The organism is uncultured Nostoc sp. (assembly GCF_937863485.1).
Taxonomy (GTDB): Bacteria; Cyanobacteriota; Cyanobacteriia; order Cyanobacteriales; family Nostocaceae; genus Nostoc.
The window spans coordinates 15,385-42,265 of the sequence record NZ_CALMFY010000142.1 but is presented as its reverse complement, the minus strand read 5'-3'; the positions used below and the strand labels follow the sequence as shown (position 1 = coordinate 42,265).

General features: G+C 41.9%; 27 protein-coding genes and 1 pseudogene. 16 read left to right on the top strand and 12 right to left on the bottom strand.

Annotation, left to right across the window (positions count from 1 at the left end):
* Positions 1 to 197: 197 nt before the first annotated feature.
* Positions 198 to 941, top strand: a pseudogene (locus Q0541_RS18820) (S-layer homology domain-containing protein); the annotation flags it as partial.
* Positions 942 to 1,371: 430 nt separating this feature from the next.
* Positions 1,372 to 2,613 carry an S-layer homology domain-containing protein gene (locus tag Q0541_RS18815; protein WP_298913438.1) on the top strand — a complete coding sequence of 414 codons (1,242 nt, stop codon included), beginning with the start codon at positions 1,372 to 1,374 and terminating at the stop codon, positions 2,611 to 2,613.
* A 154-nt stretch (positions 2,614 to 2,767) separates the two neighbouring features.
* Here the strand turns inward: Q0541_RS18815 and Q0541_RS18810 are convergent, their stop codons facing one another.
* Positions 2,768 to 4,120: an ATP-binding protein gene (locus tag Q0541_RS18810; protein WP_298913435.1), complete on the bottom strand. Its 1,353-nt coding sequence runs from the start codon at positions 4,118 to 4,120 to the stop codon at positions 2,768 to 2,770.
* A 286-nt stretch (positions 4,121 to 4,406) separates the two neighbouring features.
* Between Q0541_RS18810 and Q0541_RS18805 the strand changes: the two genes are divergently transcribed.
* Complete coding sequence (locus tag Q0541_RS18805) at positions 4,407 to 4,724, top strand: DUF3155 domain-containing protein (RefSeq protein WP_273769574.1); 318 nt, start codon at positions 4,407 to 4,409, stop codon at positions 4,722 to 4,724.
* Positions 4,725 to 5,174: 450 nt separating this feature from the next.
* Here the strand turns inward: Q0541_RS18805 and Q0541_RS18800 are convergent, their stop codons facing one another.
* The gene (locus tag Q0541_RS18800) at positions 5,175 to 5,705 is read right to left on the bottom strand and encodes a cofactor assembly of complex C subunit B (RefSeq protein WP_298913431.1); all 531 of its coding nucleotides are present in this window, start codon (positions 5,703 to 5,705) and stop codon (positions 5,175 to 5,177) included.
* Between the two features lie 301 nt (positions 5,706 to 6,006).
* Complete coding sequence (locus Q0541_RS18795) at positions 6,007 to 6,354, bottom strand: PadR family transcriptional regulator (protein ID WP_298913428.1); 348 nt, start codon at positions 6,352 to 6,354, stop codon at positions 6,007 to 6,009.
* 686 nt (positions 6,355 to 7,040) lie between these two features.
* Here Q0541_RS18795 and Q0541_RS18790 point away from each other — a divergent pair.
* The 6 genes from Q0541_RS18790 to rpsN all read left to right on the top strand — a co-directional run bounded on the left by Q0541_RS18790 (position 7,041) and on the right by rpsN (position 12,235).
* Entirely contained in the window at positions 7,041 to 7,619 is a 579-nt protein-coding gene (locus tag Q0541_RS18790) for a DUF3611 family protein (RefSeq protein ID WP_298913424.1), read from the top strand.
* A 395-nt stretch (positions 7,620 to 8,014) separates the two neighbouring features.
* Positions 8,015 to 8,353 carry a hypothetical protein gene (locus tag Q0541_RS18785; protein WP_298913421.1) on the top strand — a complete coding sequence of 113 codons (339 nt, stop codon included), beginning with the start codon at positions 8,015 to 8,017 and terminating at the stop codon, positions 8,351 to 8,353.
* Between the two features lie 193 nt (positions 8,354 to 8,546).
* On the top strand, positions 8,547 to 9,830 hold the full coding sequence (gene serS, locus Q0541_RS18780) for a serine--tRNA ligase (protein WP_298913419.1): 1,284 nt from the start codon (positions 8,547 to 8,549) through the stop codon (positions 9,828 to 9,830).
* Positions 9,831 to 10,017: 187 nt separating this feature from the next.
* Positions 10,018 to 11,118, top strand: coding sequence for an RIP metalloprotease RseP (rseP, locus tag Q0541_RS18775; RefSeq protein ID WP_298913417.1), 1,101 nt, complete (start codon positions 10,018 to 10,020; stop codon positions 11,116 to 11,118).
* A complete protein-coding gene (nth, locus tag Q0541_RS18770) occupies positions 11,094 to 11,783 on the top strand; it encodes an endonuclease III (RefSeq protein WP_298913415.1) in 690 nt (229 codons plus the stop codon). Before rseP ends, nth begins: the two co-directional genes overlap by 25 nt.
* Positions 11,784 to 11,932: 149 nt before the next feature.
* The gene (gene rpsN, locus Q0541_RS18765) at positions 11,933 to 12,235 is read left to right on the top strand and encodes a 30S ribosomal protein S14 (RefSeq protein ID WP_298913413.1); all 303 of its coding nucleotides are present in this window, start codon (positions 11,933 to 11,935) and stop codon (positions 12,233 to 12,235) included.
* Between the two features lie 55 nt (positions 12,236 to 12,290).
* On the opposite strand, the gene Q0541_RS18760 is transcribed toward rpsN, so the two are convergent.
* Positions 12,291 to 12,620, bottom strand: coding sequence for a hypothetical protein (locus tag Q0541_RS18760; RefSeq protein ID WP_012410384.1), 330 nt, complete (start codon positions 12,618 to 12,620; stop codon positions 12,291 to 12,293).
* Between the two features lie 107 nt (positions 12,621 to 12,727).
* Between Q0541_RS18760 and aat the strand changes: the two genes are divergently transcribed.
* The 5 genes from aat (at position 12,728) to Q0541_RS18735 (ending at position 14,724) form a co-directional block, all read left to right on the top strand.
* The gene (gene aat, locus Q0541_RS18755; protein ID WP_298913407.1) at positions 12,728 to 13,303 is read left to right on the top strand and encodes a leucyl/phenylalanyl-tRNA--protein transferase; all 576 of its coding nucleotides are present in this window, start codon (positions 12,728 to 12,730) and stop codon (positions 13,301 to 13,303) included.
* A gap of 124 nt (positions 13,304 to 13,427) precedes the next feature.
* Positions 13,428 to 13,832 (top strand): DUF1308 domain-containing protein, encoded by a 405-nt coding sequence (locus Q0541_RS18750; RefSeq protein ID WP_298913403.1) that lies wholly within the window; start codon positions 13,428 to 13,430, stop codon positions 13,830 to 13,832.
* Positions 13,833 to 13,835: 3 nt separating this feature from the next.
* Positions 13,836 to 14,129, top strand: a complete 294-nt coding sequence (locus Q0541_RS18745) for a DUF3349 domain-containing protein (protein ID WP_298913400.1) — start codon at positions 13,836 to 13,838, stop codon at positions 14,127 to 14,129.
* An 81-nt stretch (positions 14,130 to 14,210) separates the two neighbouring features.
* The gene (locus Q0541_RS18740; RefSeq protein ID WP_366941896.1) at positions 14,211 to 14,489 is read left to right on the top strand and encodes a BrnT family toxin; all 279 of its coding nucleotides are present in this window, start codon (positions 14,211 to 14,213) and stop codon (positions 14,487 to 14,489) included.
* Complete coding sequence (locus Q0541_RS18735) at positions 14,452 to 14,724, top strand: BrnA antitoxin family protein (RefSeq protein WP_298913397.1); 273 nt, start codon at positions 14,452 to 14,454, stop codon at positions 14,722 to 14,724. The genes Q0541_RS18740 and Q0541_RS18735 overlap by 38 nt, the downstream gene beginning before the upstream one ends.
* Before the next feature lie 374 nt (positions 14,725 to 15,098).
* Here Q0541_RS18735 and Q0541_RS18730 read toward each other — a convergent pair whose 3' ends face one another.
* The 8 genes from Q0541_RS18730 to Q0541_RS18695 form a co-directional block, all read right to left on the bottom strand.
* Positions 15,099 to 16,133, bottom strand: coding sequence for an iron-siderophore ABC transporter substrate-binding protein (locus Q0541_RS18730; protein WP_298913394.1), 1,035 nt, complete (start codon positions 16,131 to 16,133; stop codon positions 15,099 to 15,101).
* On the bottom strand, positions 16,121 to 18,796 hold the full coding sequence (locus tag Q0541_RS18725; RefSeq protein WP_298913391.1) for a TonB-dependent siderophore receptor: 2,676 nt from the start codon (positions 18,794 to 18,796) through the stop codon (positions 16,121 to 16,123). Before Q0541_RS18725 ends, Q0541_RS18730 begins: the two co-directional genes overlap by 13 nt.
* A gap of 435 nt (positions 18,797 to 19,231) precedes the next feature.
* Complete coding sequence (locus Q0541_RS18720) at positions 19,232 to 19,960, bottom strand: 2OG-Fe(II) oxygenase family protein (RefSeq protein WP_298913388.1); 729 nt, start codon at positions 19,958 to 19,960, stop codon at positions 19,232 to 19,234.
* A 33-nt stretch (positions 19,961 to 19,993) separates the two neighbouring features.
* A complete protein-coding gene (locus Q0541_RS18715) occupies positions 19,994 to 20,938 on the bottom strand; it encodes an extracellular solute-binding protein (protein WP_298913385.1) in 945 nt (314 codons plus the stop codon).
* 659 nt (positions 20,939 to 21,597) lie between these two features.
* On the bottom strand, positions 21,598 to 22,275 hold the full coding sequence (locus tag Q0541_RS18710; RefSeq protein WP_298913382.1) for a hypothetical protein: 678 nt from the start codon (positions 22,273 to 22,275) through the stop codon (positions 21,598 to 21,600).
* A gap of 898 nt (positions 22,276 to 23,173) precedes the next feature.
* On the bottom strand, positions 23,174 to 24,025 hold the full coding sequence (gene modD / locus Q0541_RS18705; RefSeq protein ID WP_298913377.1) for a ModD protein: 852 nt from the start codon (positions 24,023 to 24,025) through the stop codon (positions 23,174 to 23,176).
* Between the two features lie 205 nt (positions 24,026 to 24,230).
* A complete protein-coding gene (locus Q0541_RS18700; RefSeq protein WP_298913374.1) occupies positions 24,231 to 25,040 on the bottom strand; it encodes a DUF3598 family protein in 810 nt (269 codons plus the stop codon).
* Between the two features lie 26 nt (positions 25,041 to 25,066).
* A complete protein-coding gene (locus Q0541_RS18695; protein ID WP_298913371.1) occupies positions 25,067 to 25,969 on the bottom strand; it encodes an ABC transporter permease in 903 nt (300 codons plus the stop codon).
* 124 nt (positions 25,970 to 26,093) lie between these two features.
* Here Q0541_RS18695 and def point away from each other — a divergent pair, with 124 nt between their 5' ends.
* Positions 26,094 to 26,657, top strand: coding sequence for a peptide deformylase (gene def, locus Q0541_RS18690; protein WP_273762007.1), 564 nt, complete (start codon positions 26,094 to 26,096; stop codon positions 26,655 to 26,657).
* Positions 26,658 to 26,667: 10 nt separating this feature from the next.
* The gene (locus Q0541_RS18685) at positions 26,668 to 26,871 is read left to right on the top strand and encodes a hypothetical protein (RefSeq protein ID WP_298913367.1); all 204 of its coding nucleotides are present in this window, start codon (positions 26,668 to 26,670) and stop codon (positions 26,869 to 26,871) included.
* The last annotated feature ends 10 nt before the right edge of the window (positions 26,872 to 26,881 follow it).

The following is a 26,881-nucleotide window of genomic DNA, read 5'->3' as shown; positions in this document are numbered from 1 at the left end:
ATGATTATAATATCTACATTAATAATTCTAAAGTAAATGTTAAGGGACCTCACGATATTGTTACAGACTCAGAGTTTTTAAGTAAGCATCCCACTCTAGAAAAAATATCTGGCGATTGGAAATCGCGGTTAGATAAACAAAATCCGCCAACGCAAACTTATGTAGAGACTAAATCAGCAGGTTTTGCTTGTGGGCAAGTGACTTATCGTTTGCAAGGTAAACTCATCAAAGTGGGATGCTCCCCGCGGTCTTTGGCTCAAACTACTTTTTCTGATGTTTCATCTAACTATTGGGCGGCACAATTTATTCAACAATTATCTCAACTAGGTGTAATTGCCGGATTTCCTGATGGTAGCTTCCGCCCTGAAGAAGCGGTGACACGCGCTCAATTTGCGGCGATGGTCAACAAAGCCTTCCAAAAAACACAGCAACGGCAGGCAATCAATTTTACTGATGTGCCCAGCAACTATTGGGCATCCAGTGCAATTGAGCAAGCTTACGCCATTGGTTTCTTATCTGGTTATCCTGGAAACCGCTTTGAACCTAACCAAGCTATTCCCCGCCAGCAGGTTTTGGTTTCTTTGGCTAACGGTCTGGAATATAGTCCCAGCGGCAATACTGAAAGCACTTTGCAATACTTCAACGATGCCTCTAACATCGCTAGCTATGCTCGTAGCCCGATCGCAGCAGCAACACAGAAGCAAATTGTGGTCAACTATCCGAATGTGAAGTTCCTGAATCCAACTGCAACCGCTACTCGCGCCCAGGTAGCAGCTTTTATTTACCAAGCATTGGTTAGTTCTAATCAAGCCTCAGCAATTAACTCGCCCTATGTCGTGTCAAACCTCAGCAATTAACTGCCCTATGTCGTGGCTGTCGGGTCTACTATCCCAACACCTGTATCAGTCTATTTCCCCAAGGGACTGCTATTGTCCTTAGAACTGCACAGGATTAAAGGCTCACACTAAATTAAAGTTAGAATTTAGTACCACAATCCCGCTATTAGATTTAACTCAATTCAAGTCGTGACTTTAATCACCCCTGATAGGCGATCGCCACTTTAACTATAGTGGGCGATCGCCTTCATTTTTAACTATAAAAAATTTTATTTAATAGCAACCATTCTACCTCTATATCGTCTTACTCAGCATCGATATTTATTGGAATACTTCTTTAATTGCGCTCAGAGGTAATAGGGTGATTACACTACTGCTATTACCTAGTTCGTTTGACAGAGATTTTGGGATTATGACTGTATTACTTAGGTAATAATCTTTACAAAAAATAGAAAAAGTTGGGAACCTAATACTTCAGAAAATTGTCTAAATTATTTAACAGTAAAAAAACTAATTTTACCGGAGTTAAAAATTAATGTTTACTTTAAATCGTTGGCAATCTAGAACAGCTGCACTCATGGCTTTAAGCGTCACAGTGGGTACTGTAGCGCCTTTCATTACAGCTTCGCCATCTTTAGCTCAAACTACTTTTTCTGATGTTTCATCTAACTATTGGGCGGCACAATTTATTCAACAATTATCTCAACTAGGTGTAATTGCCGGATTTCCTGATGGTAGCTTCCGCCCTGAAGAAGCGGTGACACGCGCTCAATTTGCGGCGATGGTCAACAAAGCCTTCCAAAAAACACAGCAACGGCAGACAATCAATTTTACTGATGTGCCAAGCAACTATTGGGCATCCAGTGCAATTGAGCAAGCCTATACCATTGGTTTCTTGTCTGGTTATCCTGGAAATCGCTTTGAGCCTAACCAGGCTATTCCCCGTGAGCAGGTTTTGGTTTCCCTCGCTAACGGTTTGGCATATACTCCTAGCGGCAATACCGAAAGCACTCTGCAATACTTCAACGATGCCTCTAACATCGCTAGCTATGCCCGTAGCCCGATCGCAGCAGCAACACAGAAGCAAATTGTGGTCAACTATCCGAATGTGAAGTTCCTGAATCCAACTGCAACCGCTACTCGCGCCCAGGTAGCAGCTTTTATTTACCAAGCATTGGTTAGTTCTAATCAAGCCTCAGCAATTAACTCGCCCTATGTCGTGGCTGTCGGATCTACTACCCCAACACCTGTATCAGTCACAATTGCCCAAGGGACTGCTATTCCTGTGAAGTATGACAAGGCAGAAAAAATTCTGGTTACAAAGGATGAAACAGCGCCTTTGACATTGACTGTATCCCAAAACGTGGTTACGCAAGACGGATCTGTAGTGATTCCTGCTGGTAGTCAGGTTATTGGTCAACTCAAACCTGCTACAGGCGGTTCTCAATTCGTTGCCCAGAAACTGGTTTTGACCAATGGTCAGGAGTATCAACTCAACGCTACTTCTGAAGTTATTACCAAAACTGAAACCGTCAAGAAGGGTATTAGTACTGGTTCAATTATCAAGAATACTGTATTGGGCGCAGGTGCAGCAACTGCAATATCAGTTGTCACAGGCGATCGCGCCATTGCCACAGAAGAAGTCTTAGGTGGCGCTGGTATCGGTGCGTTGGTTGGTCTGTTCTTCGGTAAGAAGAGTGTTGACTTAATCGCCATTGACCCAAATACTGATTTACAAATGACGATTAATCAAAACTTGTTGGTTTCACTTAGATAGTCAGGAGTGAGGAGTTATGAGCGATGAGTGGTGAATTAAAACGACTTTTTAATTGAAAACTCCTAACTCCTAACTCTGTCAATTTTAGATTTTGAATTTTGGATTGAAGAAAAAATCTAAAATCTAAAATCCAAAATTGAATGACTCCTAACTTTTAGTTTTCAACTTCCGGTAACCAAATAATAAACGTAGTCCCCGGCGCATCGGGTGAAGTTAGCTTAGAGTTGATTGCAGGGCTGAAAACCTCGATTTCGCCCTGCATTTGCTCTATTAATTGTTTAGCGATCGCTAACCCCAAACCTGTGCCGGGGATTTCTGTTTGCGCTTGTACACCCCGATAATGCCGTTCTCCAAGATGCTCTAAATCTTCAGGTGGAATCCCAGGCCCGTTGTCACTGATCACAATTCCCTGAAAATTAGCTTTTTTTTGCCCCGCCTGAATCAAAATTTTGCCACCAGTAGGAGTATATTTTAAAGCATTATCGATGATGTTAGTTAAGACCTCTCGTAATGCTTTGATGTTGGCACGAACTAGAGGTGAATTATGTTGAATTTCAGTTATTAATTTTAGCTTTCGCTCTTGGGCGATTGCTTTAGCTGATATTAATAATGGTTCCAATATATCTGCTAACGAGCAGTCAACTGCTTTATCTCCCGTTCCCGGCAATAATAGCGGCGGTTTAGCGGATTTTTGGATAGTTGCTACAAATACTTTATCTTCTGCCAGATGTAGTGGTGCTAAATCTGCCTCTGTCAAGTCAATTACTTGCTCAAATTGTTGCAGCAATTCTTGGAGGCGATCGCTTTCCCGCACAATACTATTTGCCACATCTCGGTTGGCGTCTGCTGGCCGGAACCGTTTCAATAGCAGTTTGCCAAAAGTCCGCAATGCCGTTAATGGGTTGCGAAACTGATGCAACAGGTTATCCAGTAAATCCCCCTGTTTTTCTTGGAGAATTTGTTGCTCACGCAACTGCTGCTCAAACCATGCCCGCCGTTGATCTAAAATACAAGCGATCGCCAGTGTTTGAGCTATCCGTTGAATCTGACTTTCCTCATGTTCATTCCATGTCCGGTCTTGCCTACCCGTCACCAGTAACCCCATCATCACACCCTCATAAACCAGAGGTAAAACAATTTGATTACCACTAAGTAGGTATTCTTCTTTTAGATGGGGTTGAGATGCGTCTGGTCTTTCAGACTCCTGTGACGAGGTTGGAGATTCTGCTCCTGCTGTCAATAACTTTCTCTGATCATTGGGTAATGTAAACACATTTCCAACTTGAAGTTGCTTGTGTACTGTCGCTTCAGCAGTCTCCTCCCCTGACGGTAATAATGCTGTTTCTGGGTAAATTACCACAGGAATCAGTTTGGCCTCACCTGAGGGAGTCTCTACCAACTCTTGTGTGAGGTACACAATACTTAAAGTTGCTCCCAGCCCTTGGGTTAGCAGCGCTATTTGCTCTCGACACAGAGCCAGAAAATCGGAACTGGCAGACATTAACATTTTTTAGCTTTTGCTCAAGATTACAGATTTTGAGGCATGATGTTAAGAGAGGATACTTAGTTTTTACCTCACTCATTTTATAAAGCTTAACTAAAATCTTCTTAGTGATGGTTACTACCAAGGGATTATATCCTTAGGTGGTTTTGTTTTCTCTATCTTCAAAGATATTAATTTTCTTGCATTAAAAGGTTAAAAGCTATTGATATTTTGAACTAGAACTTATATAATGACGACTGATTTTGTAGCTATCACTACAATCTATAGCTTGAAAGAGGAGGACAATAGATTGGCAAGGAGACGCAAAAGGAAAAGTCGTCGTCGTCAGGAAGGACGGCGGATTTTGGAACATGTGCCTCAATATAGCATCGAAAGTGGCGAAGAAAAGCCTGTGACAGCAGCGAGAAGATTCATTCAAGCTGAAGGTATTTTGCCACCGGCCTTGCTACTCGTAAAGCGAAACGAACACACCACAGACCGTTATTTCTGGGCAGAAAAGGGACTCTTTGGTGCTCAATACGTAGAGGAAAACCATTTCTTGTTTCCTAGCTTGAGGGTGTTAGAACCTTCGCCAGGTCAAGAACCTCTTGCTTTAGCTACTCGGTGAACCAGAAATGGTCATCTTACGCATTGAATGTGGCTCCTGACTATCATTAACTAGCAAAATTGCTAAGTTTATGCAAAATTTAATTTTTTTTTAGTTTGGAGCTGATTTGCTTTTTAAGCCTAGTCCAAGTAGTTGGAAAGTCAACTTGTCTCAAACCACGCTAGATTGCATGGGTTGATGCTAGTGTCATGATGCAGAAGGGAGTGGGTATAGAGCCAAGCGCGTCCAAAAGCGCTAGTGAAGTTGCGCTCTTATGCCGTAAATTGTTAAGGAAGCTCTGTCAACAAATTTAAGTTAATAAATTTAAATTTTTCCCCACGACTTGTGTCGTGGGGAAAACTGACAAAGCAGAAGTCTTGATTTCCTCCTGACTACTTTCCATTGCCTAAAGAGTAGGTCAGGTAAAAAGTCTGCATATCATAGTTAAGAGATGGTCACCCAAACCAACAATTATTCACCAGCCTTGAGCTGTAGAGTTCTCTGTAACTCACTGAGTTCATCTCGATGGGCAACTACAGTGATCTTACTTGAGGAGGTTTGTTCGCTCTGAGTTGTTTCTACTTTGAGCGACACCTTCTCAAGTCTTCCAGATTTTTTCCAATAAAATAGACCACTTAAAGGCGACAGCAGTACCATAGCCAGAACAAGGGTACTGAGGTTAGGAAAAAGCAGAGAAACGACTAGTGATAGACAAACAATACCAGTCGCTGCCAGCAAAGTTAAAAATATAGCTAAGAACCAACTGGGGCGAACATTACCCTCAAAAGTCACTTTGTTTTGTTCTCGGTCTACCGCTACCACTCGGTAAGACCGTGAGCGAAAATACTCTTTTAATTGAGACATTAAAGCCGCTTCGTCTTGTTCAGATACCAGTTGCGCTGTTTCTATGCGGTCTTTAGTCGAGGCACGAATAAAGAAAAACAGCCCAACCGATAACAACAAGGTAAGCAAGAACGTAGATGGCAGAATAGCAGTATCCATAACTAATTGTTAGTGTTTGACTACGAATTTTAGATAAAAGATTTTAGATAAAAGATTTTTTGGTTCATGCCCCGCCCCGCACAACTCTTGGAAACGCTAACGCGTACCAAGATCCCCGTAGGGGTACGTGCCGCTCTTGCTAGCTTGCTTCTCCTACGGAGTACGTGGGCGGAACAAATCCAAAATTCTCAATTTAAAATCCTCAAGCCCCATACCCTTGTGGTCGGGGTCAATCCAAAATCGGAAATCCAAAATCCAAAATTGATTGACTGGAGGAGACTCATTCATTATCAATTATTCGTTACTTTGTCCTTCTGTTGATGTAGTCTTGCCAAAGAAAAGCTAAATCCTGTGCTTGAACTTGCCATCCTGGAAAAACTTGGTACATCCGCCTGGGGCGTCCTCGTCCTTCGAGTTTCTTCCAATATCCAGTGATTGCCTTTTGGTCTTCCAGAAATTTGATTGCACTATAAAGTACGGTATCCGAAAGCCTATAGGTGGAATATTCAGTTTCTAATCGCTCAATCAACTCAGTTCCGTAGGATTCACCTTGTAACAAAACAGACAGTATGTAACAAACTGCTACTTCCTGACAAAGGTAAGTTGGCGGAGGATTCTCAAAAAATTGATATATATCCTCAAGTTTCATGGTTAATGAATGGCTAAAAAAATGCCTTAGGGTAAGGTCTATATTCCTTGTAGTCAGTATACAGTGCTACCACTAAATAACCAATGTATATAAAACTACTTGGACTAGATTTCCAAAGCGTAAACACCAAATAATTACCCACGCCTGTGAAGTTGTGGGACGAGTTTGCGAGTTTTAGGGGCACAAAATACTGTACCCCTACCCAAGCTCGATCCGGTGTGGTGAGGAGCAAACAGACAGTGGCGAAGTCACTATCTTGGTATTAAGTGATGCCGAACTGGTTAGAACTGCTTAAGCAATAAAATGCCATCGAAGAAATTTTACAGGTAAAATGCAATTTTGTCTGTAAAACTTAAGAAACACTTTGTTTTACAGTGATTTTACCAATGTAGATTCTAAAAGCTTAAGCAGAAGACATATGGGTTAAAGCTGCTACGCCTGTGGACACACCTAAGCATTAACTATTTCTGATATCCTCCACAAGAGAATCTCTTATCTTATTTGGCAAGTGTGATAGTAAATTTATCAAAGAAGACGCAAAGACTAGCAAAGGGAGAGACGCAAAGTGCGATACCTCTCAACAAGGCTTTCCGTGTCCCCTGGAAGTTCTGATCTGAGGCTTTCAGCTCAGACTTCTCTCCGTGTTTTTGTGTCTTTTGAAAGCGCCCAGCACATTGGTGAACAGTATGTCACAGACTCCCGATGCTCCATCATCTTCCTCAACTCTCCGGGCGATTGCCCAAACCTTTCGCCTTACAGGTTGGATTAGCTTCTGGATTCAGCTAGTACTAGGCGTTGTTTCTAGCATAATTGTGCTGCTGTTCGCCATCTTTAATCAAAGAACTGGCAGTCCTGCTAATAATCCTGGGACTGGTTTTGGCGTATTTTTAGCAATTTGTGGACTGGTTATTTTGGCTGCGGGCATTTATTTAGCTTACCGTTACACTAGAATTGGCAAGCAATTGGAATCTTCCAATTCCAGCAACCGCCCTCGTAAAAGCGAGACTGTGCAAGTATTACGCTTAGGGGTGTGGGTAAATTTAGGGGGAACGCTGGTAACTCTTTTGGGGGCGCAAGCGATCGTTGGGACACTGGTAGCAAGATCCATATCTCCCCAAGCCATAACTACGCAACTTTTTGACCCCACCCGGATTATTAGCGGTCTAGATATGCTTGTGGTGCAGGCAAACACCAACACTGTCTCAGCGCATTTTGCAGGGCTTATTGCGTCACTTTGGCTACTCAATCGGATTAACCGACCCTAATATGAGTCCTGAGTGCTGAGTTTTCAGGAGTCAAAAGAAATTAATCATACTTTTCCGAAACGGACAAAACTGGGTGTGAAGACAACTACATAATCCTTATAATCCTTGATTAAATTTGATTAGTTGGTTTGTCATCAAAATCCTGTTGTAGAGACGCGAAATTTCACGTCTCTACAAGCCTCTAGTACCGCAAGGCGGAAGTTAAAAGGAGCCAGTGCGTTGGGCGGCTCTGCCGACTTGAAGCAACTGGCGTTCAAAAGTCAAAAGTCAAAAGTATTACGGAATGGGCTTTTTAGGGTTTTTAAATGGTTGCTCTATTTACACCGTGTTGTACTAGTAGGTGATGCCAAAACTAGCACAGGGATGATAAGTACCTTTTTTGGAAGTCTGACACTATGAAAAATCAATTTGACACTATGAAAAATCAACCAACACAGAAATTTAATCAAGACGTATGGAGATTTGGCGTACAGGTTTTCTTTAGTAGCGTCGTGTTGGGGCTGTGCATTTTCAAGCTTGGTTCGCCAGGGGACGAAAAGAATATTGCGCTTTACTGGGGTGGTTTATCAGGTGTGCTTGCATACTGGTTACCTTCACCTGGACAAAATAGAGACGATAAGGAACCAGCGAATATCACTCAAAGGACGTTTGCAGCCGCTGATAACAATAATGGTAATGGTCAAAGTCTTGCTCAGGTTACTGAAACGACAGTAACTCAAGATCCGAATTCATGATTAGTCAAATGCATTATGTGGTTTCTTAGCCCTGGCAGTGATGCTAGGGTAAAATCTTGATTAGAGATTGAGACTAATTTTTCCAATAAACTTTGTTTTTCCAGTTACAGCAAAGCAAATTTACTATATGCTAAATGCTTATATGTTAACTGTATTGACAGGAAGAATTTAGGCTAAAAACTGAGAAAAATTTGTGCTGGATATTAAGCAAATACGGGAAAATCCGCAATTAGTTCAAGAACGATTGAACAGTCGTAGTGGTAAATACGACATTGAACCGATTTTACAATTAGATCGGCAACAACGGCAACTAGAGGGGACACGTAGTCAACTTCAAGCTCGTAGCAATGAAATCGGTAAAATTGTCGGGCAGAAGATTAAATCTGGAATCAATCCTCAAGACCCAGAAATTCAAGCTTTGCGGGATGAAGGTAACTCTGTCAAAGCTACGTTGAGCGAACTTGAACCCCAGGAAAAAAACCTCAAAGCTGAAATTGCCCAACTTGTATTGGCACTTCCCAACTTACCAAGCGACTCTACACCCCTTGGAAAGAATGAGGAAGATAACGTAGAAGTGCGCCGTTGGGGTGATGAGTACATTCCCCAAAATCTGAATATTCTTCCTCACTGGGAAATCGGCGAAAAGCTAGGTATTCTTAATGTTGAGCGAGCGGTAAAAGTTGCCCAAAGTCGCTTTGTGACATTGATAGGCGCTGGTGCAGCATTGGAGAGGGCATTAATTCAATTTATGCTTGCTCTCCATACTCAAGCTGGGTATGTGGAAGTCAGTCCGCCGCTGTTAGTGAATACCGAGTCTTTGACGGCGACCGGTCAGTTACCCAAGTTTGCTGAAGAAAGCTTTAAATGCGCTGATGACGATTTGTGGCTTATTCCCACAGCAGAGGTTCCAGTTACAAATCTCTACCGGGGTGAAATTCTCGCTGCGGAAAACTTACCTATTTACCACTGTGCTTTTACTCCCTGTTTTCGCCGCGAAGCTGGTAGTTATGGGCGCGATATGCGGGGATTAATTCGCCTGCATCAATTTAACAAGGTGGAAATGGTGAAATTTGTCGAACCCAGTACGTCCTTTGATGAACTGGAGAAATTGGTGGGGAATGCAGAAGCAATTTTACAGGCGTTGCAGTTGCCTTACCGAGTCGTAAATTTAAGTACTGGGGATTTGGGATTTGCCTCTACCAAAACTTATGATTTAGAGGTTTGGTTGCCCTCTTCTGGCAAATACCGCGAAATTTCTAGCTGTTCCAATACTATAGATTTCCAGGCGCGACGAGCTGATATTCGCTTCAAGGAGGCGGGGAAGAAAGGTACTCAGTTCGTACATACCCTCAATGGTTCGGGTTTAGCTGTGGGAAGGACGATGGCAGCAATTTTGGAGAATTATCAACAACCTGATGGGACCGTGAGGATACCAGAAGCGCTGCAACCTTACTTTCAGCAGGGAGAAAAGTTGTAGCTTTAGATGTTAAAACCAGGGATGAAATATGCCCCATACCCAATAATGCCACTTAACTTCTCCTAAGGGAGACGCGCAAGGGACAAGCCGGGGAACCTGGACAACGCAGTGGCTCCCCAATGCCCAATGCCAAATGCCCAATTAGAATGGATATAACTATAGCTTAATATCTTCACTAATTTACTCTATGTCAGTTTTAGCAGCGATCGCAGTCTTGGCTGTTCTGATCTTGGTACACGAGTTGGGACATTTTGTTGCAGCCCGTTCTCAAGGCATTCTGGTTAACCGTTTTTCTTTGGGTTTTGGCCCAGTTCTTTTAAAGTACCAAGGTTCACAAACCGAATATGCTGTCCGTGCCTTTCCCTTGGGCGGCTTTGTGGGCTTTCCCGATGATGACCCCGATAGCGATGTTCCACCCAATGACCCGAATCTGCTGCGTAACCGTCCAGTATTAGACCGGGCGATCGTCATCAGTGCCGGAGTAATCGCCAATTTAATATTTGCCTATTTGGTGCTGGCTCTGCAATTAGGTATCGTCGGTATTCCTAAGGAATTAAACTATCAAGCTGGTGTCCTTGTACAGCCTGTTAATCAAGAATCTGTTGCCTATCAAGCAGGAATTCGGGAAGGAGATATTATTCTGGCTGTTAATGGTCAAGAACTCCCGGCTTCTGACAAGTCAACTCCTTTGCTGACTAAAGAAATTCAAACTCATCCCAATCAGCAAATCGAACTGAAAATTCTGCGTAAAAATCAACAACAAACCCTGAAATTAACACCAAAACTAGGAGCCGATGGCAAAGGTGTAGTTGGTGTGGCACTCAGTCCAAATGCTACAGCAGTTTATCGCCGTCCTAATAGTCCTTTTGAAATTTTCGGCATTGCTGCTAACAGGTTTCAACAATTATTTGTTGGAACACTCAGTGGTTTTGGGCAGTTAATTACCAACTTTCAACAAACTGCTGGACAAGTTTCTGGGCCAGTTAATATTGTCAAAATAGGTGCAAAATTAGCTGAGGACAATAGCGTAAACTTGTTGTCTTTTGCTGCAATTATCAGCATTAACTTGGCTATTATCAATATTTTGCCTTTACCAGCTTTGGATGGCGGACAACTCGCTTTTCTGCTGATTGAAGGTTTGCGCGGTAAGCCTGTTCCTGCTCGTATTCAAGAAGGTGTAATGCAAACAGGTTTGGTGTTACTCTTAGGACTAGGAATTTTCTTGATCGTCAAAGAAACCACCCAATTAACTAGCCAATTGGAATGGGTACAAAAATTGTTCCAGTGAGCATTACCTGCAAATCGTTATCTAAAAAGCAACGATCGCTAGAAATTTTAGCTCGTCTGAAGCGTCTTTATCCAGATGCTACTTGCTCTTTGAATTACTCAACGCCAGTACAACTGTTGGTGGCAACTATTCTTTCGGCTCAGTGTACTGATGAGCGGGTGAATAAAGTGACACCAGTTTTATTTAGTAAGTTTCCTGATGCTGCTAGTTTAGTGATCGCTGACTTGGTAGAATTAGAAACCTTGGTGCGTTCAACTGGGTTTTATCGCAATAAAGCCAAGAACATTCAAGCCGCATGTCGGATGATTGTCACTGAGTTTAACTCTGTTGTCCCCAACCAAATGGAACAGTTGTTAAAGCTTCCAGGTGTGGCGCGGAAGACAGCAAATGTAGTTCTGGCTCATGCTTATGGCATTAATGCTGGGGTGACGGTAGATACTCACGTCAAGCGCCTGTGTGAGCGTTTGGGTTTAACTGAAGCAAAAGACCCGGTTCGGATTGAGCAAGACTTAATCGGGTTATTGCCGCAATCAGATTGGGAAAATTGGTCAATTCGGCTGGTTTATCACGGTCGTGCGATTTGCAAAGCCCGCTCTCCTGCCTGCATCGCTTGTGAGCTTGCTGATTTATGTCCTGCTGCGAATAAACCAGTGGTTGTAGGGTAGGTTTTCAGTGCGTAATTTCTGTCTCTTCGCCTCGTGTCCCCATGTCCGTCAATTTCAGCTTGACAGACCAGTAGGCAACACAAAAACCCTAGAATTGATAGAGAGACTGTAGAATGGAAAATGCTGTCTTTTAATCAATTAAAAATTGTATGGCAAAAAAGAGCTTGATTGAGCGCGAGAAAAAGCGCACCAGGTTGATAGAAAAGTATGCTGACAAGCGGGAAGCTCTTCTGGATGAGTTCAGAAGTGCAGAATCTCCCTTGGATAAGCTGGAAATCCACCGGAAGATTCAACAGCTACCCCGGAATAGTGCGCCCACCCGCCACCGCAATCGTTGCTGGTTGACTGGTCGTTCTAGAGGTGTTTACCGCGATTTCGGACTGTCTCGGAATGTACTGCGGGAATGGGCGCATGAAGGTCTTTTGCCTGGAGTTGTTAAGTCTAGTTGGTAGTCAACAGTCATTAGTCATTGGTAAATAACAAAGGACTAATGACAAATGACAACAATTATTGACCACAACATTTATCAATTCCCAGACTTTCTAAGAGTAGATCGCTGACGGCGTTGGCGATCGCAAACTCTCCATAGAAGCTATTGGAAAAATCATACGACTGCATCTCTGTGACAATGGCAATTACCAGAGAACCAAGGTCGTTTTCTCCTTCCATCCGTTGACGCACAAAAATCTGTGCGGCTCGTTGGGCAATATTTTGGTTGACTGCTTCGGGGATAAATTCTGTATCTAGCCACCGCTGTAAACGCTCTCGTAACCATTCACCTTCGAGCAGCGGATTTTCAGGCGGTGGTAGGGTGATGGGTGGAATTGGTTGAGTCATTTTTTTATCTTAAATGCAGAGGGACGCAGAAGGAAACACAGAGGAACGCTGAGGTTGACTGTTAGCATCAAAGTGCGTTTCTAAGAGTGTTTATTTTATATTTATTTATGCAATATGATATCGCCGCTATTGTTGAGGGCTATGCACAAGGCTATTTTCTCATGGCTGATGAGCGCGATCGCCTGAGTTGGTACGGAAGTCGCGATCGAACTTTTATTCCTTTGGATGAGCGGTTTCGCTACCCCAAGTCTTTGCAGCGTGTCATCAATCAAGAGCGGTTTACTGTGGCGATTAATCAGGACTTTCAAGCTGTGGTGGCTGGGTGTGCTGACAGAGAGACAACTTGGATTTCACCGGAATTGCAAAAGATTTATTGGCTACTTTACCAAAATGGTTATGCTTATAGTTTTGAAACTTGGCAGGGTGACGAATTAGCAGGGGGAATTTTAGGGATTGTTATTGGCGGTGCTTTCATTGGCGAGTCGATGTTTTACCGCATTCCCGAAGGTTCAAAGGTAGCGATGGTCAAGTTGGTGGAAAGATTGCGCCAGAGGAAATTTGTGTTTTTTGATGCCCAAATGATGAATCCTCATTTGGAGAGGTTTGGTGCTTATCGGGTTGAGGATGAAGAATATCAAACTTTACTTAAGCAAGCGTTGCAACGTCGCTGTTCTTTGATGTAAAGGCTGAAAGACTTCTTAACACAGCTTTTCTCTGTTGTGTAACAATTAGCAATAATGCTTATCGTGGGATAATCACATCACAACGCCAAGTATATAGTGCTGTGATTTTTGGTTCACATAAAACGTGATTAATCTAGATACTAATACCGCAGTTGCATTCATTGCTGAGGGTTCTCCTGTTCGCTATAAACTACGAGCTTTCGTCAACAAGCAACAAATGTTCATAGCACAAACTGCATTTAATGAATTCGTTAATATTGTGCAGTATTCAGCAGGTAGCTCAGAACAGACAAGAGCAAATCGTTTTTTGCAAATAGTTATGGTCGTTCCAGACAATCCTTCCGCAGCAGCCCAAACATTAAGACCAACTCGAAGCCTGGATGCTAACAATATAATCATTTTAGGAACAGGCGACCAAATGGGTATTGTAACTATGACAGCGGATGCGAAAGCTGTTCGCGCAGCCAGTGCCCAAGGGGTTGATTTTAATGTCTATCTTTATCTCCCCTATTCATTGACAGGTAACTGAATTATGCAGAAGACAATCCCAGCCTATTTAGCAAGTACTTATCAGTTGATTCAGTGTGCTTTTCCTCAAGGTATTGATGATCAGAAATATCTGCCTTTGCTATCAATACTCTACAAAAATATGTCCGATCGCAGTCTAGCTCAAGTTGTTGCTGAGTATACAGGAAAAGATTACCACTTTGTATTAAACGACGTTTACCGAGTTGGATCAATGACGACTTTTTCATCTGAGGTCATTGATTCGGTTAAACAAAAGCTGATGAGCTGCGATTACGAAAAGTGGGTAGCAGATGAGTAATGAAGCGATCGCAGGATTTATCATTCATCTGAAATAAGCGATAATGGGCTTAACTATTTGTGTATTGTTCATTAAGCCTTCATACAGTTTGAGTGGGACGAAACAAAGAATCTTGAAAATATTCGTAAACATCGAATTGATTTTGCAGATGTCCCCGGAATGTTTAACAATTCCATGCTGATTGAGCTTGATGAGCGTTTTGATTATGGCGAAGATCGCTGGATTGGAATTGGCTTTTTAGGCAACGGTATAGCGGTTGTAGTTTGGACAGAACGACAGAACAACATAGTCCGTATTATCTCAGCACGAAGGGCAAACCGAAATGAGCGTCAACGACTTGAACAATACCTCAGGTACTGATTGGGCTGCATTAGAGGCGATGACGGATGAGGATATTGATTACTCAGACATCCCACCGTTGAGCGATGAGTTTTTTGAAAATGCCACGCTGAGGATTCCGGCAACACAAGCCCGTGACCTGATTGAGTTAGATTCAGAAGTGATAACGTGGTTTCGTGAACAAGGTGCAGAGTACAAAACACTGATTAACTCAGTTTTGCGTCGTTACATTGAAAATAGTCGCGATCGCACTTAACAGTTAAACAGTTATGAGCAATTGGTATAAATTTTTGTGCGATGTCTGACGACAAGCTGAAGAAGCGTCTACGCTTTGTATCGGTTCAATAGGCGATCGCTTTCGTGTTTAATAAAAGCAAGTTTACTAAGTTCCTATATTAAATTCGGACAGTCGTTGATTGAATTTGGACAGTCGTTTATTGAATTTGGGCAGTCGTTGATTGAATTTGGGCAGGCGTTAATTGAATTTGGACAGTCGTTAATTGAATTCGGGCAGTCGTTAATTGAATTCGGGCAATCATCGGGATTTATGCCCGATCATCTGCAATTATAAAGCCTGTCCTGAGTCATGCGTGAGAACGCCAATATCATAATATATTGAGTGTGGGATACTTATGGCATAGTAGTTGTTGGTTTAATAGATTTAATTAAATATCGGAATAAATCGTCTATTAATAGGTTTGCTGAGATCGGGCCCATACCACGCCAGTAAAAACCAACTTCATGCACTGAGGAGTGCTGCACGACTTTTAACTTAGACCATAGTGGAGATGCCTTCAAATTTTGAAGTTCTGAATTGGGATTTTGATGACTCCTTATATCTTCGGTGACTAAAAATAGCATATCTCCATCAATTTCACCCAAGAGTTCCTCAGATATGGGAAGAAAAGCATAACGTCCTCCCAAGCGCATTTTGTTGCTCGTCTCAAAATGGAGTAACTGATTTGGCGGACGTTGAATACCAGCATCTTTAAATATTTCTCCCTCAAAAGAAGCCGCCTCAGGCAGGAAAACTCCATCAGTACGCAATTCAGCCACCGATATAACTGTAGGTAACAGACGCTGATTTATAGAAGCTTTCAACTGTGCTAAACGTGCATAATAATTAGTCATTAACTGCTGCGCTAACTGAGTTTTCCCCAAGGCATCAGCAGTAAAAGTTAAGAACCCCTTCCACGGTGCAGCTGGATCAAAAGTAGCCAAAACCGTAGGTGCAATGTGGGACAACAGGCTGTAGATATCTTGATGGGAACTCAAGCCCAGAATTAAGTCTGGCTTGAGTCGCAAAAGCTTCTCTAGATTGGGAGACTCCAAACCCACATCTTCAATGCCTTTAAGTTTGCCCACCAATCGCTGCAAGTCAGAGACAGCATCCTTTGGGGCAGCGATGGGCGTGACTCCCAAAGCAAAAGTAGGTTCTAATAAAGCGTAAACCAAAACTACTACCCGTTGAGGATGGGCAGGAACTATCGTTTCACCCATAACGTGTTTGACTACGCGGACATCGACTTGGGATGGTGAAAAACTTAAAGAATGACTATTGTTGTGTGAAGGTTTCCACAAGCTGCAACCATACAAAAATAGAAGCAGCAACATTGCAATTAGGGATAGCCACCTCAGCATGATATTTACTTTTATAACTGCCACTTTAAAGTTGCCTCTACCCCGAAAGGTTCACCTCGAAAAACGCGATTAATATTGTAAGCACCTCCATAATAAAGAACATCAAATAAATTTTGGAAGTTGAGTGCTGCCTGGAAGTGGTTGTGGCGGTAGTATAGAGCAGCATCGGTGCGAACATAACTCGGTAAAGTGTATGTGTTAGTTAAATCACCTTCTCTGTCACCAAAATAGAACACACCTAAGCCGCCTCCCAACCCTTGCAATTTGCCTTTGGGGATAATATAGGTTGTCCATAAAGAAGCGCTATTTTCTGGAGTATTAGCAAGTAAACTTCCGACTTTAAAAGTGTTGTCACGAGTCACACGGCCATCAATATAGTTGTAAGCGGCAATGATGTTCCATCCTGGGGCAAGTTCCCCGGTGAAAAATAGCTCAACACCTCTACTTCTCTGCTCACCAACTTGGATAGCATAGGTGGGATTGTTTATATCTGTCGTTACAATGTTGCTTTGGGTGAGTTGGTACAAAGCGAGTGTTGCGGAAAGTTTATTATTGAGCAAGTCGGTTTTGACTCCAACTTCATACTGAGTGCCACGGGTAGGTTCAAAGGAATTGTTATTAACATCTGTACCCAAAGCTTGATCGAAAGAGCGACTGTAGCTAGCGTAGAGTGAAACTGGTGGAATCGGTTGATAGACAATGCCCAAACGTGGGCTAAACGCTGAATTGGATTGGGAGGTAACACTTCTCTCAATAGGGCTTGTGGGGTCGCTTGTGGTTGCGGCGACGATCTTTTGATCCTCAAAGTCCCCCCGTCCACCTAAGACCAACTTCAGATTAGGTGCGATCGCTAATTGGTCTTGAAAATAAATTCCTAAGTCATCGAGTCTTTCCTTATCTTTGCGAGTGTCCAAAAAATCTCCTGGTGTCTGGCCATAAACTGGATTGTAAATATCAAGCGACGGAAAAGTTCGGACTACAAAACTGAAGGGTGAAACTATCCGTTGATACCAATCAACGCCAACGAGCAATTGGTGTTCTAGAGAACCAGTGTTGAACTTACCCACCACATGAGTATCTTGAGAAAGGTTGCTGACGCTAGTCGGACCCCAAATCTGCTCAAAGCGATCAACAGTACGGTTATCTGCCTCTAAACTCGTTGGTGTGACGTTAATAGTATAAGGTCGCTCTACAAACGCATAGCTCAAGCTATTGTACAAAGACCACTTATCACTAAAATTATGCTCAAATTTGTAGCCAACTCGACCTACTGTCACCTTCTCTCTGTCTTGCGTCGGATCTCCCACATAGGTGTTAGGAGAAAACTTGCCATTTGGATTTGGTAGTATTGTTCCAATCGCAGGTAAACCTAGAGGAGAGAGTTCCGCTTGTCGTGAACTGAGATACTCCCCAGATACAGTCAGCTTTGTGTCACGATTCGGTTGCCAACTAATAACGGGTGCAAAAAAAGTCCGCTCTGCGTATACATGATTAATATAGCTGCCGGAATTTTCGTAATCAGCATTGAAGCGATACAACAGCTTTTTATCAGTCGTCAGAGGACCTGTGAAGTCTATGGAGGATTTATATAAGCTATAACTACCGACATTACCCTGTATTGAGTAGTAAGGTGTACTGAGTGGCTGTTTAGTTATGAGATTATACACACCTCCCGGTGAGCCATTTCCGTAAAGTACCGAAGCTGGCCCTTTTAATACCTCTACACGTTCTATGTTGGCAAGGTCATTTTGAAATGGAGTGCCAATAAAACTAGTGAAATTATCTCTCAAACCATCTCTGAGACTATTTGAAGCCTCAACATCAAAACCACGAATAATCACACTCTCGCCAAGGCGGCTTGGTTCTGAGTTTTGACCGATGCCAAGATTTCTGAGGACATCGCCAACGCGTTTGTCTGCTTGGTCTTCAATCACTGCCCTTGGGACAACTTGAACCGTTTGTGGAATATCCCGGTTTAGCGTATTTGTTCTTGTCCCGGTAGTGGCATCCGGTATACGATAACCAGTATCTGGGGGAGCAATTACCTCTAGTTCTATCGCCGAGTTTTCCCCTGGTGTCTGCTGTGTTGTTGCAGTAGAAGTTACCCCAAACACCAAACCCTCAGTCTGACTATCAAATAATTCCACCACTGGCGCACCCGTTTTCCCAACGACTGTTAACCGCACCGTGTTAGTGTCCACATTGGTAACTGTAACTAGTGCTATGCCAGCAGATGGCTTTGATTGTTGGAAACTCTCACCACTTGTCAGTTGAAAGTGAGCATTCTTGATATCTGCAACGTAGGAATTACCTTCTACTTTCCCAGAAACTGACAATTTCTCAGAACTGGACGTAACTAAAATTATCTCTATTCCTTTGTCAGTAGTGTTTACCTTCACATCCGTCACCGACACGACAGGAGTTGTAGCTTGATTTATTTGAGAAACAGAGTTCTGATTGTTGGGTGTCTTTAGTAAATACGTTGCGCTGGTGAAAGCAGATTGCATATCACTCAAACTATAAATCTTTTGAGTTGGTTCAACTTGATTAGCTGCTGTCTGTTGGGGTAATGGTTGTCTGTCAGCTTTTGGTATCTCCTGACTCAGAACAGGAAGAGTATATGCCACCATTGAGGCAGTAAATAAAAGACATCGCCGAAACAAGACAAATAATTTTTCCAAAGCCACTATGACTCCTCACAATTAGCTATTTACTGTGAAATCACCACACTACAAAATATGTCAAAGATATAGGCGATCGCAGAACCAATGATCCTTTATCTTTTGGCATTCATGTTTCTAAAACAATACCAACTGTTGGTAACTATTACCAAGATTTTTGGTTATCGAACTTTGACAAACAGTACTACTGTTGAAATCAAGCAAATAACTAACAAAAATCAACCAATTATTAAAATTAAACTTTTTGAATATATTTGACTAATTTTGTGAATTGAACTTTATGTAGCTGATCTATTCATTTCACAAGCTTATTTAGTAGTCTGCCAACTCAAATTGTGAGGTGAGGATTGGGGAAAGGCTAAACTGACATCTTGCACAAGCCCAAAGAAGTGGAATAAAGAATAAAGATTGTTTTCAATCGTGCAAAGTCGATGCAATACACTAAGTACCTGCATCGAGCTTATGAAAAAAAGTGACCCTGAGAGCCAATCGGCACTGTGATGCAGCCGATGCCACGGTCGTAACCATGTGCCACGAATTATCTGCTTGCACAATCACAGCCGAAAGCTGGCCCAGTGGTGGAATATCTTGGAAGACGGATTCTGGTTGTTCGTCATAGAGAATTCGCAAACAACCACCCCAATCCATAGGCCATTGCTCATTGAAAAATAGTAGATGAGTTAGAGCTTTGGATGGTTCATCAGTATGAGGGCGATGACAGTGCCCTGGATTATATCGACGAAACCCAATCACCATTGCACAGTCTTTGAGTTCCACCCCAGACATTTCTGTTAAGGCTTGGCGGTAACCAGGTGTCCAGAGTTCTTCGATCAGTTCTCGCCAAATGCTGCTAAGATTCTCAAGATTAGAAGATAATCTTCCGTCTGCAATGCGATCGCGCCAGCGAACTGCCAACTCAGGACTGGCGCGATCGCTAAACTTGGACATTAAGGCAATATCCTCATTACTAGCAAGCATTTCACTCCAGAGGTATCCATATCCTTCGCCCTTTGATAAGCGAAACTGTTCTTGGGGAAAGCTAACAGCAAGTTCCAAACTAGCCTCTTTGGACAACAAATTCTCGATCACAGCATAGCGATACGGAACTGACTGCATTCCTATATGACGTATGGCATCTAAATTTAGCATCTTGATTGTTGGTAGTGACAATCATTTCCCTATCACTGCAATTTTAATTGCAGTTTATCTAAGATTTGAAATCTCTATTTTTTGCTGTGCCAATTTTTTATTTAGTGCTAAACCCATAGCCGCAGCTAGTAATAATCCACAAACATAATTGGGTTCGGGTACTGATTTGGTCGGGCTAATAAATCCATACTTATGCAAAACTTCCTGTCCTTTAGGTGATAAAATATAATCTGCTAGTTTCTGTGCATTCGGGTCAGCATTTTTGATAACTGTTAAACCAAATGGTGCTGCAACAGACAAATAATCTGGTAGCCCAACTACTTGCAGACTCGGATCAATTTTTTGCGATGCGATCGCGCCAGTATAGTAACTTAAGAAAACATCTGCTTGCTGAGTTTTGTCAAGAAAATATACTAAGCTGTCCTGTCCTGATGGGACTATTGGAGAATTCGTTCCACCTGTTAATCGTAAAGCTTTACTATTCAGGGTATCAAAACTACCAGGGTTTTTTGAATTAGCTTGAGTAAATATCTGTTGAGTGTAGTCTCCTAGAGGATCTAATATAGGTGTTGCAGCTCCCAACTTGATGTTGGGATTTAGTAAGTAATCTAACACCTGATTTGGTGTAATTTTTGTCTGGGAATACTTTGAGGAAAACACTGCTACAACCTGGTTTTGAGTAAATTCCACTGGCTGACTGCTCAACCCCTTAATGTAGAGTTTTTGGGGATTTCCAATATCTGCACTAGCAAAGACATCAGCAGTAGGCTGTCCAAGTTGGAGTTCTCTTTCTATTGCTTGCTCTCTAATCCCTGATGGGCCAAATACTGTATTCGTTCCTATTCCTGTTTCTTGGGTGAAGTTTTGGCTTACTTCCGTTAGTGCATTTCTTAAACTACCTGCTCCATATAAGTTGAGATTAGCGGCAAAAGCTTGATTTTGTATCAGAACACTAAAGGCACAAGCTGCCAAAGAACCTGTCAAAAAATATTTTTTCATTTGCTTGCTAAAATCTTTAGATTTTTGGATATTTTTTCCTCAAGGTTAACACTACCAATTTAGTTGGAAAAATGTCAATTATTTTATATAGACAAATTTTGGCTTTATTACAATTAAGTTTTGCGTATTGACATCAGTAAATAAATATGGATATAAATTTTCAGGCATTTAAGTTTGATTTTTTCACTATTAAACTGCGATTGCTACTGATTTAAAAGTAATCGCTAACAGCCGGAAAGAACCGAATTTCGTCAATACACAGGATAATTATTTTGTACAGTGCGTAAGTCCTATACAATCTCATTTAGTTAAGAAATTTATACCAATTTAAAAAAAAGAATGCGACAAATAGACCATTTGTAGAGACGCGATGAATCGCGTCTTCACCCAAGGATGTGTTGCAATCATTAATTGAATTGGTATTATCAGTTGAGGCAAATAGGAGGAGCAGTTCTTGAGCAAGGAGAGAAATAATTATTGCTCAAAAACTCTTTTTCCTCCCTTACCTCAAAAGCTTATCCGAACTGTATTGGATTTTGTTAATTATTGAAGACATGGTGGATGTAAACAAGCTTTTCACCCGTCACACTTAAGAGATTTACAAATGTTTCCAGAAGTTATTACTGATAGTCTTGAGACTAAAAATCTTAGCCTCTTCATTAGAAATATCTTGGTTTCAAAGGAGAAGCCGGAGCAGATAATATGAGGATATTTCTCACATTAGTCACGTAACGACCTCCAGCTTTGTCACCTGGAACTACTAAACGAGCAAATCCTTCATCTATTAAAGACACGACTTTACCATTAGAATCTTTTTTTTCAAATGCAATTAGCACTTTTTTCCCTTCATAGCTAGGTTGAATTTCACCAATAGCTACAACTGCACCATAGCAATCTGTGGCTTCAACTAAAACATATTGTCTCAGAAGAGAGTTTTTAGGATTCAAACCAGAATTCCCAGATTTTAGACCACCTCCGGCTTTCGGATTATTAATCAATTCCCATAAGGGGACTCCATAGTATGTTTCTGTTCGTGGACCTGAGCCAGTTTGAAAGCTCACAGTTACTTCAGTAACTACTGGTGGATTTTGTTTTTTTAAAGCATCTCGCAAATTTCTCAGGTTTTGCAAGTTATAGGTGGTTGGATTCTTGACTTCTCCACCCAAGCGAAAATTTTGTGAAAAACCTCCAGGACACTTATTTTTCTCCCAGATAGATGGTGTTTTTTCTTCTTTATTCCAGTGAACATCACTCCTGGAGTCAGCTAAACTAGGCTGCCATAAAACCAGTATCGATAGCAGAAAAGACGCAATGGGTATTTGTCGGGTAAAACGCATAAAACATTTCTCCGTTTACTATTGGATATTGATAAATTAGATAGTTTTGCTCAAAGCTGTTTGCTCACCAAAAATTAGTATCGTTATCGCCAAAATTGAGCAGGTTGACAATAAATTTTGTTAGAAAAAAATCAAACCTTAAAATCGTTCAACTTCCAACTCCTTAGCAGACGATACAAAATACTTAGTTTTCAATATGAGTTATTAAAAACTAATAAATCACTTGCCAAAGTTAGCCGCAAACCTCTTTTTAGACTTGCGTTTTCAAAATGGATAAGTGTAATCTCTTGAAGATAATACCAACTTATTGAGTAAATTACTATATTTTTTGGTAATCAAACCTTAACAAAATTAATTTTTATTTCTTTTTAAAATAGTTAAGCTTAATATTGTAAAGACACTTGCTGTGGTTATTTGCCTTATAAATAGGTGACTGTCAAGCTAATAAGCTGTTTACAAGTCAATACGGTTCAGTTAAGGTTAAAACTCTTTATCAAAGTCAATTTTTTTAACGTAGACGCAAAGCGGCTTCCCGCAGGGTACCGCACCCGCATTTCTCGCTTAAGGTCAGAGGTGCAGAGAGCAGAGGGGCAGAGAGAGGGGAAAGAACTTGTACAATAACTCTCCTCTGCTCCCCTGCTCCCCTGCTCAAGAGTACAAGGTTTTGAGAGATGTGGTGAGAAATCCGGGCGCAGAGGCGTCGAGAACACAGAGAGAAGGAAAAAATGCTTAACTGAACTGTATTGGTTTATAAGTGAGACTCACCTGTAAATTGGAAATTCCAGTGAATAGACTTCTTGCATGAATTAAAAGCACTCACCCTAAATCCCTCTCCCAAGCCTGGAAGAGGGACTTTGAAATTGCCTCTCTTTCTCCCAATTTATAAATTAAAAATGCACTACTGTGCCATCGTCATTTTGACTGCAATATCGCACGGTTTACCAAAGTATGGTGAACTTGTGACTAAAATATCTACACCAGTGCTTGCATAATCTTTTATATTTTCAGAGGTAATACCACCAGCCACCGCTAGTTTTAAGTTCGGATACTGCTGCTTCAACTTCAAAACCAGAGGCTCAAGGTCTGGTAGGGGAATTTTATCAAACTGAATTAAATCTACACCTGCTTGAGCAAGCATCCAGGCATCTGTTGGTGCATCTACTTCAACGCAAATAAGTTGTTCCTGAAACTGTTGTCGTAGTTCATTCATGCGCTCAATTAGCCCAGCTATACCTCCCAGGAATATTAGGTGTTGGTTAAATATCAGAACTGTTTCAGATAATCCTAAGCGATGAAAAAAGCCCCCGCCAGCTAGAACTGCTTTGATGGAAAGCGCTCTAGTACCTGGAAAACATTTACGAGTAGTCACAATAGAAACAGACTGATTCACTGTTTTGGCAGTATCTACTAATACTCTGGTACGTGAAGCAATACCGGAGGCATATTCCATCAAATTTAAAGCAACTCTCCAGCCACTATGCAAAGCTTGAGCAGTGCCACTAGCTTGAAGAATTAATTGCTTTTCCTGGCAGACTGTACCACTTTCCACTTGATAATGAACTTCGGCACCACAATATTTTAATACTCTGGCTGCTTCTTCAGTAGCGCAAATGGTCATCGGATGACGGGTAGAAAACTCGATTTCACCGGGTTGCTTGCCAATGCCAAGTCCGTAGGTTGTCAAATCTAGGTAGGGAACATCTTCCTGAATTAACCTAGCGATCGCCTCATCTGAGAAGAAAACACTCATTTTAGTTTTGTGATCAGCTTACAAATATATAAGCTCAACAAAGATTTACACTAAACCTAATATCATTAAGTTGCAGGAATTGTAATAATCACTACTATTCCCCAAAATAGTTGGTAATAAAAGAATTTTATAATTTCCTGTGTCCCTTGTACGACGGATTACGAGTCAACCCTTACAGGCTTATAAGCTCTGCTGCACAATTTTTTTACACCCTTTCTTCAGTAACTAATGTCAGACTAACCCATTCGCCTTTCTCGTTATAGCTGCGAATCATCCGCTGGCGCAGGTTTGGTTGGATTAACCAACCCGCTTCCAAGAATAAGGGTTGACGTAACTGCACCTTCAGAGGAGAAGTTGCAGAAGCACCATCAGGTAACAATAAGACTTGTATTTGCTTTTGGGGATCTTGGTCAAAGAGAACGATGGAACCTTTGATAGTAGCAGTTGAAGTAATTGTCCGTTCCCCAAAAGAAGTACTTTGAATTAATCGCCCAGTATCATCAAGTTGTATTTTCAAAGTTGTAGAGTAAATATCAGGCGAACGCAAATCTCGATATATTGTCACTGCTTCACCAAGCCATTCTCCCAACAAGTCATTTATCTGCAAGGGTGGACGTTCTGCTGTTTGTGTTCCAGCTAGATGTTCTCGAATGAGAGTTAGTCCATTTAGCTGACCGTTTTTATCAAACACTTGTACCAGACGTAAGCGGCGATTTTCATGAACAAAAGCTAATTCTCCACCGAATTCTGAAAATGGCCCTAGCTGAATTAAACCTTCAGAAAATGAACCATTTTCAAAAAACAGCACACTCCCTCCCACAGAACTATATTCTCTCTTGACATCATCTTGTCCCGAACGGCTCAGAGTTAGGCGCACTATCTGGTTATTGTTCAAACCCTCCAGCGAAAGACGGCTAGGAGTATCGTTCAAAAGTGTACCTTGAGGAGAAAACCTGGTAAATGAACCTTCCCAGACACCGAGATTTTGCAGAAAACATTCCCATTGCGATTTCATAACGATTTTCCCCCCATGCCTAATGCCTAACCTTTAGCAAAACGTCGGACTGCAAATAAGCTTCCCATTAATCCTACAGCTGCACCGAAACTCAAGAGAATCAGGGGCAATAATAAAATTTGGGCTGGAGTGAGTTGTACCCCGTTGGTGATAGCTTGAATAAACTCAGGTTGATTAGCTAGCAACTTACCGAGAAACTGTTGAATCACAGAAATGAAACTCCAAGCGATCGCACCACCAACTAAGCCAAAGGTAATTCCTTGTAAAATAAACGGCAGGTAGATCCAAGCCGAAGTTGCTCCCACTAGTTGCATAATTTCAATTTCCTGGCGTCGCGCCATGACAATCAGGCGAATTGTCGTAGTAGTCACTGCGATCGCTGTTAAAGTCAGAATAATTGTAATTATTAAAGTAATCCAGTTCAGACCTTGGTGCAACTGGGCAATGCGTTTTACTGCTTCATCAACATACTGCACCGTATCAACTCCGGGTAACTTAGCCAGCTGGGTTGCTAAAGTTGGTACAACTTGAGAATTACGAGCTTTCACCTTCATCTCATCAACCAGAGGATTCTCACCTAGCTGCTGGGTAGCACTCTCAATATCAGAAATTCTCATTTCCTTAACTAACTTAGTCCAAGCTTCCTGTTTGGTAATAGTTTGTATCGCCGCTACCTCTGGGATTTTTGCGATCAGTGGCTGAATGTTTTCGGCCCGCGTATCCGGTTCGAGATAAACTGATACTTCTAACTGGCTACCAAACTGGTAAAGGAGTTTTTCGACTTGCCAAGAGGTTTGCAAACTCAAGCCGAATAAAAACAGTAACACCGTAACAGTACTTATAGCTGCCCAATTCATCCAACCTCCCCGCAATAAACCGAGGAAAGTTTCTTTGAGCAAATAGTCAAGTTTTGTAAAAGATTTAAACACACGTCACCCCAGTCAAAAATTCATAACTCATAACTCATAACTTATAACTCAGCACTCATAACTGACTAGTGACGAGCTTGATAGAATTAAAGTAGGAATTTTCACCATCTAGCCATCAAGACTCATGCCCTCTGAAATTGCTGTAGAGAAAAAAAAGTTAAAAAATCCACCTTTGGAACTTCATTATTTAGGCGATCGCGTGCTGCGTCAAGCAGCAAAGCGGATTTCTAAAGTAGATGACGAACTCCGTCAAGTGGTGCGCGAAATGTTGCAAACTATGTATAGCAAAGATGGCATTGGTTTGGCTGCATCCCAAGTGGGAATTCACAAACAACTAATTGTCATCGACCTGGAACCAGAGAATGCAGCTAATCCGCCTTTGGTGCTGATTAACCCCACGATTAAACAAGTAAGCCGCGATATCTCTGTTGCCCAAGAAGGATGCTTGAGCATACCCAATGTATACCTGGATGTAAAGCGCCCCGAAGTCGTGGAAATAGCCTATAAAGACGAATACGGCCGTCCCCGGACATTAAAGGCTAATGACCTCCTGGGACGCTGCATTCAGCACGAAATGGATCACCTTAACGGCGTGGTATTTGTAGACCGTGTGGAAAACTCCTTGACTTTAGTCCAGGAGCTATCTAAGAATGGCTTCTCGTATCAAGCGGTGAAACCAATAGCATAGGGGACTAGTAGTGTATTTAACTCCAAAAAGCGGTTTATTTCTGGGTGGTTCTTGTGTAAGTGCGATCGCAGCCGTCGGTTCGATTTTTGAGCTTAGTTACGGACATCCAGATTTGGGTGTCCAAGTCACGGCGATTATTTTGGCATTGAGCATTCCACTCACCGGATTCTTTTTCTTTGCCGCAGTGAAGGACGCAAGGGCTAACATAAAATAAGCATCAGGTA

Excerpts from the sequence above, each read along its gene's own strand:
- Q0541_RS18815 (WP_298913438.1), top strand. The coding sequence starts at position 1,372 with ATGTTTACTTTAAATCGTTGGCAATCTAGAACAGCTGCACTCATGGCT.
- Q0541_RS18810 (WP_298913435.1), bottom strand. The coding sequence starts at position 4,120 with ATGTTAATGTCTGCCAGTTCCGATTTTCTGGCTCTGTGTCGAGAGCAA.
- Q0541_RS18800 (WP_298913431.1), bottom strand. The coding sequence starts at position 5,705 with ATGGATACTGCTATTCTGCCATCTACGTTCTTGCTTACCTTGTTGTTA.
- Q0541_RS18795 (WP_298913428.1), bottom strand. The coding sequence starts at position 6,354 with ATGAAACTTGAGGATATATATCAATTTTTTGAGAATCCTCCGCCAACT.
- Q0541_RS18790 (WP_298913424.1), top strand. The coding sequence starts at position 7,041 with ATGTCACAGACTCCCGATGCTCCATCATCTTCCTCAACTCTCCGGGCG.
- Q0541_RS18785 (WP_298913421.1), top strand. The coding sequence starts at position 8,015 with ATGAAAAATCAATTTGACACTATGAAAAATCAACCAACACAGAAATTT.
- rseP (WP_298913417.1), top strand. The coding sequence starts at position 10,018 with ATGTCAGTTTTAGCAGCGATCGCAGTCTTGGCTGTTCTGATCTTGGTA.
- nth (WP_298913415.1), top strand. The coding sequence starts at position 11,094 with ATGGGTACAAAAATTGTTCCAGTGAGCATTACCTGCAAATCGTTATCT.
- rpsN (WP_298913413.1), top strand. The coding sequence starts at position 11,933 with ATGGCAAAAAAGAGCTTGATTGAGCGCGAGAAAAAGCGCACCAGGTTG.
- Q0541_RS18760 (WP_012410384.1), bottom strand. The coding sequence starts at position 12,620 with ATGACTCAACCAATTCCACCCATCACCCTACCACCGCCTGAAAATCCG.
- aat (WP_298913407.1), top strand. The coding sequence starts at position 12,728 with ATGCAATATGATATCGCCGCTATTGTTGAGGGCTATGCACAAGGCTAT.
- Q0541_RS18745 (WP_298913400.1), top strand. The coding sequence starts at position 13,836 with ATGCAGAAGACAATCCCAGCCTATTTAGCAAGTACTTATCAGTTGATT.
- Q0541_RS18735 (WP_298913397.1), top strand. The coding sequence starts at position 14,452 with ATGAGCGTCAACGACTTGAACAATACCTCAGGTACTGATTGGGCTGCA.
- Q0541_RS18715 (WP_298913385.1), bottom strand. The coding sequence starts at position 20,938 with ATGAAAAAATATTTTTTGACAGGTTCTTTGGCAGCTTGTGCCTTTAGT.
- Q0541_RS18710 (WP_298913382.1), bottom strand. The coding sequence starts at position 22,275 with ATGCGTTTTACCCGACAAATACCCATTGCGTCTTTTCTGCTATCGATA.
- modD (WP_298913377.1), bottom strand. The coding sequence starts at position 24,025 with ATGAGTGTTTTCTTCTCAGATGAGGCGATCGCTAGGTTAATTCAGGAA.
- Q0541_RS18700 (WP_298913374.1), bottom strand. The coding sequence starts at position 25,040 with ATGAAATCGCAATGGGAATGTTTTCTGCAAAATCTCGGTGTCTGGGAA.
- def (WP_273762007.1), top strand. The coding sequence starts at position 26,094 with ATGCCCTCTGAAATTGCTGTAGAGAAAAAAAAGTTAAAAAATCCACCT.